At 44.2% G+C, this 6462-nt stretch carries 6 protein-coding genes; 5 read left to right on the top strand and 1 reads right to left on the bottom strand.

Going from position 1 to position 6462, the window contains the following annotated elements; translation table 11 throughout:
* The first annotated feature begins 197 nt into the window (after nt 1-197).
* The 3 genes from deoC (at nt 198) to hisG (ending at nt 2770) form a co-directional block, all read left to right on the top strand.
* A complete protein-coding gene (gene deoC, locus O9295_RS19630; RefSeq protein ID WP_288034705.1) occupies nt 198-875 on the top strand; it encodes a deoxyribose-phosphate aldolase in 678 nt (225 codons plus the stop codon).
* 320 nt (nt 876-1195) lie between these two features.
* The gene (locus tag O9295_RS19625) at nt 1196-1939 is read left to right on the top strand and encodes an HAD family hydrolase (protein ID WP_288034703.1); all 744 of its coding nucleotides are present in this window, start codon (nt 1196-1198) and stop codon (nt 1937-1939) included.
* Between the two features lie 183 nt (nt 1940-2122).
* Complete coding sequence (gene hisG, locus O9295_RS19620) at nt 2123-2770, top strand: ATP phosphoribosyltransferase (RefSeq protein ID WP_002761364.1); 648 nt, start codon at nt 2123-2125, stop codon at nt 2768-2770.
* Nucleotides 2771-2950: 180 nt separating this feature from the next.
* Here hisG and chrA read toward each other — a convergent pair whose 3' ends face one another.
* Nucleotides 2951-4108: a chromate efflux transporter gene (gene chrA / locus O9295_RS19615; RefSeq protein WP_002761363.1), complete on the bottom strand. Its 1158-nt coding sequence runs from the start codon at nt 4106-4108 to the stop codon at nt 2951-2953.
* Between the two features lie 299 nt (nt 4109-4407).
* Between chrA and O9295_RS19610 the strand changes: the two genes are divergently transcribed.
* Together O9295_RS19610 and O9295_RS19605 are read left to right on the top strand one after the other, a co-directional pair.
* Complete coding sequence (locus O9295_RS19610; protein WP_353851879.1) at nt 4408-5523, top strand: TIGR03032 family protein; 1116 nt, start codon at nt 4408-4410, stop codon at nt 5521-5523.
* A gap of 259 nt (nt 5524-5782) precedes the next feature.
* Nucleotides 5783-6462, top strand: a 680-nt coding sequence (locus O9295_RS19605) for an RpnC/YadD family protein (protein WP_288034699.1), incomplete at its 3' end; no start/stop codon positions are given.

Here is a 6462-nt window from a genome sequence, read left to right as displayed (position 1 = left end):
GCTCGGTCGGCAACGTGCTGATGATACGCTTCTAACATAGGTCTATTGTCTCCTAGTCTTCACTTGTGACGGTTTCTTCCTAGGTTACTGGATTTTTGCTAGTCTCTGAATTTCTAGGTTAACGAGAGATGACTTTGCTGTTTGACTTCCATAAAATGAGAAAATAGCGATCGATTGACTATATTGAGGCTTAGATAATGGCTATCACCGATTCTGATCTAGATTTAGCACAATATATCGACCATTCTCTCCTCATCCCCACCGCCACCCGTGAACAATTAGAGGCTTACTGTCAACAGGCTGATCAATATCGTTTTCCCACCGTCTGCGTTTATCCCGCCGCCGTTAAGCAAGCTGTGCAGTTACTCCACGGCAAAAAAACTTTAGTTTCTACCGTGATTGGTTTTCCCGCAGGGGCCACTACCTCCGCAGTTAAACGTTATGAGGCTTTAGAAGCCGTAGATAATGGTGCCAAGGAGTTAGATGTGGTTATTAATCTCGGTTGGCTAAAAGATGGGAAATCTGAGCAATTATTCCAAGAAATTGCTAGTATTTGTCAGGAAACTGGCCAGACGGTAAAAGCGATTCTGGAAACCTCGCAACTGACGGACACCGAGAAACGTTTAGCGGCGGAAATTTGCATGGATGCAGGAGTCAGTTATCTAAAAACCAGTACCGGCTGGTTTGGAGGTGCAACGGTTAGCGATGTCAAGTTTCTCAAGGAAATTAGCAAAGGCCGGGTAGGAATTAAAGCATCCGGCGGAATTCGCACCCTAGAACAAGCGATCGCTCTTATCCGGGCCGGGGCCACCCGTCTGGGAACTTCCCGTGGTGTCGATTTAGTCCGTCAGCAAAAAGCCGCTTTTGAGGAATAATACTAAATCCTGTTTAAAAGGTATAGGAAAGTGGGGTAGTGAGGTAGTGGGGTGTGGGGTGTGGGGTGTAGGGTGTGGGGTGTAGGGTAGTGGGGTAGTGGGGTGTGGGGTGTGGGGTAGTGGGGTAGTGGGGTGTGGGGTGTAGGGTAGTGGGGTAGTGGGGTGTAGGGTGTAGGGTTGTGGGGTGTGGGGAAGTGGGGAGAATAAATAAAAAATAATCTCCTGTCTCCTGAATCCTGAATCCTGAATCCTGTCTCCTGAATCCTGTCTCCTGACAGCTAAAATGATGGCTGACATTCAATAAAAATAAGGGGGTTTATTTGCCGATAATTCGCTGTGGTAATCGAGAATTTAGAGATATTCAAGGGATTGTTTTTGATAAGGACGGTACGCTAGAGGATTCGCGAGCTTTCTGGTACGATCGAGCTATAGCCCGGATACAAGCCATTGAATCGCAAATCCCTGGTTTAGAGTCTTTATTAACTAAAACTTTCGGTATTGGGGCAAATAGTCTCAATCCTGCCGGTTTAATGGCAGTGGGCAGCCGCAGAGATAATCATATCGCCGCTGCCGGTTGTATTGCTTCCACCGGTCGGGATTGGTTAACGGCAATGGCGATCGCAAAAGCGGCCTTCCAAGCGGCCGATGAAAAGGTTCCCCCCCGCTTAAATCCCCTCTATCCCCACTGTTTAGAAGTAATTCGTTATCTGCACGCGGCCGGTTTACAATTGGCGATTCTTTCCTCCGATACCACAGCACGAGTGGAGCAATTTGTCAAGGAAAATCACCTATTAAATTATATTAAAATTGCCCAGGGCTGCGATCGAGGTTTAAGTAAACCCGATCCCCTATTATTGCAAGAAACCTGTCAAGCTTTGGGGACCGCAGTGGACAAAACCCTGATGGTAGGGGACACTAGGGCCGATTGGGAAATGGCTAAACAGGCAAAATCAGCAGCAGCGATCGCAATTAGTTGGCAACCGGAAAACCATCAAGATTTACAATTAGCTGATGTGGTCATTAGAGAACTTACTGCCATCTCGGTTATCAGTTATCAGTTATGATTTTAGCTGTTAGGAGACAGGATTCAGGATTCAGGATTCAGGATTCAGGAGTCAGGAGATTATTTTTTATTTATTCTCCCCACACCCCACACCCTACACCCTACACCCTACACCCCACACCCCACACCCTACACCCCACACCCCACACCCCACTCCCCCACTTCCCAATTCATAATTCCCTCTATGCTAACAATTGCCTTACCGAAGGGTGCTTTACTAAACGAAAGTATCCAAATATTTCAGAAAATTGGCTTAGATTTTAGTGCCTTTCTTGACTCAAAAAATCGCCAATTACAGATTACCGACCCTACTAACCAAGCGAAAGCGTTATTAGTCAGAGCAACAGATGTACCAGTTTATGTAGAATACGGTCAGGCACAATTAGGCATCGCTGGTTATGATATTTTATTGGAAAAATCTCCCGATGTGGCTAATTTAATTGACCTAAAATTTGGTTATTGTCGGATGTCAGTAGCTGTCCCTGCTGATAGTCCCTATCAAAGTCCTCTAGACATTCCCCATCACGGTAAAGTTGCCTCAAAATTTGTCAATTGTGCTAAGGATTATTTTCGTCGTTTAGATATTCCCGTCGAGATTATACCTCTCTATGGTTCCGTAGAATTAGGCCCGATTACGGGGATGTCAGAAGCGATAGTTGACCTAGTGTCCACCGGTCGAACTTTACGCGAAAATGGTTTAGTAGAAATTGACGAATTATTTGCTAGTAGCGCTCGATTAATCGCCCATCCTCTAAGCTATAGACTAAATCGCGATCAGATTTATAACTGGGTAGAAAAGCTCAGTTTAACGAATCAGCACCCCCCTTATTAAGCGGGTATCAAGGGTAGGGTTGATTCATGAATCAACCCTACCTTGAATCAACCCTACCTTGAATCAACCCTACCTTAAATCAACCCTACCTTGAATCAACCCTACCTTGAATCAACCCTAGGGATCAAGAGGGGATTAAAGGCAAAATCTATTTAATTAGAACCATTGACTTATTTCCCCCTAACCTAATTGTTTTAAGAGCAAACCAATAAGCGCACCAGCAAGAATTAACCAAGTAGAATTAACCTGAAAACGTAGTAAAAGAATAGCAGAAATAAGAGATAGAATGATAGCCAATAAATTAAAAGGTAAATTCCCGTAGGGTTGTAACCAAGTAGCTAGAGCTAAATTAAAAATTACCGCTACCATTAAAGCCACGGCACTAGCATTAATTGCGTCTAAAAAAGCACCCGCCCAAACCGATTCTCTCAGCTTAGGAATAAGAGGATTAAGTAATAAAACAAAGATAAAAGAAGGAAAAAAAATCGCTAGAGTCGCCACAATTGCCCCCGATACTCCTAATATTTGATAACCGATAAAAGTGGCTGTGGATAACACCGGACCGGGGGTAAATTGACCCACAGCAATAGCATCTAATAATTGTTGCTGGGTTAACCATCCTCTCCCCTGCACTAAATCCCCTTCCAAAAAGGCAACTAACACATAACCACTACCAAATAAAACACTACCCACCTTGAGGAAAAATAGCCCTAATCCTGTTAATGTCGGTGGGATGTTGCTAGGAGTAGCAACCGCCGTCGCACCGCCTATTCCTGCCACAATCAGGGGGAAAGTAGCGAATTTTTTTAGGATAAACATCCCGATAATTCCGCCTAACAGTAAAGCGATAACTTCATTTAAACCTAAGATTAATAATCCGATAACTCCCAATCCGATGAAGAGTAATTGACGGGTTTTTAGTGCCTTTTTGCCTAAGCGCCAGAGTGCCTGAAAAATCACCGCAATTACTACCGGTTTAATGCCGGCAAAAATCGGGGCCACATCGGGTAAAGTCCCGTAGGTAGTATAAATCCAAGCTAGAAAACCCGTAATTAACACCGCAGGAGTAATAAAACAAACCCCCGTGATTATTAAACCCGCTAAACCACCAAAAATATAACCGATATGAATGGCCATTTCCGTGGAATTAGGACCGGGAATCAGATTAGTGGCCCCCACCAAATCGAGAAATCGCTCCTTAGTCATCCAACCGCGACGCTTAACCACTTCTTCCTCCATTAAAGCGATATGGGCAGCCGGACCACCAAAACCGATAATGCCGATTTTGAGAAATAAAAGGGCAAGTTGCGAGAGATTGGGAGGCGATGAAGTCAGCATTTTCTGATTACCAATAGTTTTTCTAGAATCAAGTTTATATCCAAAAGAATAAGCTTAAGTTAAATTCTTAGCTAACTCTGGTCAATTCCATAATTGCAAAAGTGTTTTACACAAACTCAATCATAAATATTTAATGCTCCCGTTCAAGTAAATTTGATACAAAAAAAGTTAAGAAAAGTTTATAAATAATATTGATTAGTTTATTTATAATAGACCCCATTAATACCAACTGAAACCAGAATAAACCATAGACAATAATCAATTATCACAATCGATGTTAATCTATGCAAAAAAACTCTATGGACAGCTTGCCGCCCAAGACTAACCAGTTTTCAGATACCCAAGCGCCGGCAGCGAGTCCAACTCAGCGCCAAGGGGTGCCGGTCAATTATGAGTACAGCCTCAATCTGCCGGAATTACTCAACCAGCTTGACCTCTCAGTGTTGATTTCCACCTACCAAGCGGGACGAGTGGCCAGCATTGGCACTTATCAAGGACAAATGCGGGTGAGTTTCGCCCATTTTGACCAAGCGATGGGTTTAACCCGAACCGCTACCGGAATTGCTGTGGGCGCTCGTCAGGCAATTTGGCATTTACCCGCCAATCGAGAGATTGCCCCCCAGATTAAAGCGGAAGGGGAACAGGATATCGCCTTTTTAGCTCGTTCTTCTCACCTCACCGGCCCGATTATGGGTCATGATTTGGCCTTTGGCAGTAATCGCCTTTGGGTGGTCAATACCCTATTTAACTGTCTGGCAACCATCGAAGGAAATTGGAGTTTTCTTCTCCAGTGGAAACCGCCCTTTATTACCGAGTTAGTCCCCGGAGACCGCTGCCACCTCAATGGCTTGGCTATGGCTGAAAATAGCGGCACTCCCGCCTATGTGACGGCATTGGGGGAAACCAACGAGGAAAGCCTCTGGCGAGAGAATAAGGCCCAGGGCGGATGCTTAATTGATGTGGCTAGGGGAGAGGTGATTTTGCGGGGTTTAGCTATGCCCCATTCTCCCCGCCTTTATCAGGGTAATCTCTATTTCCTCAATTCCGGTTATGGAACCTTGAACCGTTGGCATCCCCAAACTGGTAGCACGGAAATCATCGCCGAATTGCCCGGTTTTACCCGGGGTTTAGACTGTTGGGAAGGTCACGCCTTTGTCGGGTTGTCCCAAGGGCGGGAAACGGCGGTTTTTGGCGGTTTACCCCTGGATGAGCGGCGTAATCAATTGCGGTGCGGGTTGGCTATTGTCAATCTAGCTACCAGTCAACTGGTGGCAACTTTTTGGTTCAATAGCGGCGTGGAGGAGGTTTTTGCCGTCTCCGTCCTCCCGGGCTACCGCAACCCGGCGCTAATTGGACCGGATACCGACCTCGACGGCACTCAATCGGTGTGGATGGTGCCTTCTTTAGGGACTTAATTGTTTACTTTTCACCCTATTATTCAGGAAAAAATCATGTCAATTCCTTTTTTAGTTAAAGATATCTTCCCCGGTTCCTTTGGTTCCGACCCCCTTTATCTGACGGCATTATATAGTTTTACCAATAAATGTTAGAACAAAGATGTAGATTTAGGTTGCTCTAATGGGAAGTTTTGTGACGACAAGTAGCATTGATGATATTTATGGGGAATAATAGATTTAGATGAGTGCCTAACTTTCCAATTGGTAGCGACTTGCCATGAACCAAACAACCGCCAATTATGATGAACCCTGGAAAGAAGCATTAAGCGAGTATTTTGAAGCGTTTTCATGCTTCTTTTTTCCTGAAGTTCACCAATTAATTGATTGGACAAAAATTCCCGAATCCCTGGAAAAAGAACTCAAACGGATTACCGCTTCAGCTAAGACAAAAAAACGTTTCGCTGACAAACTCTATAAAGTCTGGTTACTCAGTGGTGAAGAAGTGTGGATTTTGATTCATATTGAAATTCAAAGTCAATACGAAGAAAATTTCCCTCAGAGGATGTATATTTATAACTATCGTGCCTGTGATTTGTATCAGAAACCAGTTATCAGTCTGGCAATTTTAGGAGATGAACGAGTAAATTGGCGACCAGATTCCTATAATTATACTATCGCTGGCTGTGAAGTGAGTCTGAAATTCCCAACGGTTAAATTACTGGACTATGAGGAAAGCTGGACAGAACTAGAAGCAAGTAGCAATCCCTTTGCTATAATAGTCATGGCACACCTGAAAACAAAAGCGACTACTGGGAAGCTGCCACAACGGGAACAGTGGAAGTGGAAGTTAATCAGGGGATTATATGAAAAGGAGTTCGAGAGAGAACAGATAATTAAACTGTTTGAAATCATCGACAATATGATGACTTTATCCCCTGAATTACAGTCAAGCTTAGA

Origin of the sequence: Microcystis sp. LE18-22.4A, assembly GCF_027531105.1 — a bacterium.
Classification (GTDB): domain Bacteria; phylum Cyanobacteriota; class Cyanobacteriia; order Cyanobacteriales; family Microcystaceae; genus Microcystis; species Microcystis aeruginosa.
The sequence above is the reverse complement of the archived record's forward strand: the minus strand, read 5'-3'. Positions and strand labels throughout refer to the sequence as shown.